This window comes from Cohnella boryungensis, from assembly GCF_042651945.1.
Classification (GTDB): Bacteria; Bacillota; Bacilli; order Paenibacillales; family Paenibacillaceae; genus Cohnella; species Cohnella boryungensis.
Map to the genome: position 1 here is coordinate 87964 of NZ_JBHSED010000032.1, position 859 is coordinate 88822.

General features: G+C 65.3%; 1 protein-coding gene. It reads right to left on the reverse strand.

Annotation, left to right across the window (positions count from 1 at the left end):
- Nucleotides 1–859 (reverse strand): AMP-binding protein (locus ACFO1S_RS15175; RefSeq protein WP_378127061.1); only part of this gene is annotated, 859 nt, incomplete at both ends.

The window sequence follows — 859 nt, forward strand, 5'->3', positions numbered from 1 at the left end:
GCTTGCCGATCGGCACGTAATCCAGCGCGCTCTCCGCTTCGCATTCGTAGGCCGTGACGTCGACCGTCGCCTCCGTCGGTCCGTACAGGTTGATCAGCTTCGCTTCCTTCAGCCCGGCTCCGCGCAGCAGTCCGTAGAACCTGTCGACATGCGCCTTATGCAGCGCTTCGCCGCTGGCGAATACGTACCGCAGCGTCCCCAGCTTCTCTCTCAGCCGCTCCGGCTTCTCCGCTTGCGCTGCTTCCAGGAACGCCGCCAGCATCGACGGCACAAAATGCATCGTCGTAATACCGCCGGCTTGTATCGCTTCCAGCAGCTGTCCCGGGTCCTTCTCCGCTCCCGGAGCCAGGAAGGACACGCTGGAGCCCGACAGCATCCACCAGAACAGCTCCCACACCGAGACGTCGAAGCTGTACGGCGTCTTCTGCAGAATCACGTCCCGCTCGCCGAGCGCGTACGTCCGCTGCATCCAGTGAATCCGGTTGACGACCGAGCGATGCCGGATCATGACGCCCTTCGGCCGGCCCGTCGAGCCGGAGGTGTATAGAATGTAGGCGTTCTGCTCCGGGGAGATTGCGACTTCGGGCGATGTCTCCGTCCCATCGCAAGCGTCTGCAAGCACGCTGTCCAGATCGACTCGTGCGGCACTCGGACACGCTTGCGCCGCTGCGTCCAGCCAGAAAGCTTGCGCGCATACGATCCGCATCGCGGCATTGTCGGCCATGTAGCGCAGCCGATCCGCCGGGAAATCCGGCGGCAGCGGCACGTACGCGCCCCCGGCCTTCACGATGCCGAGCAAGCCCGCCAGCATCGCCGGAGAGCGCTCGGCCATCAGGCCGACCGGTTCGCCCGACCGCAG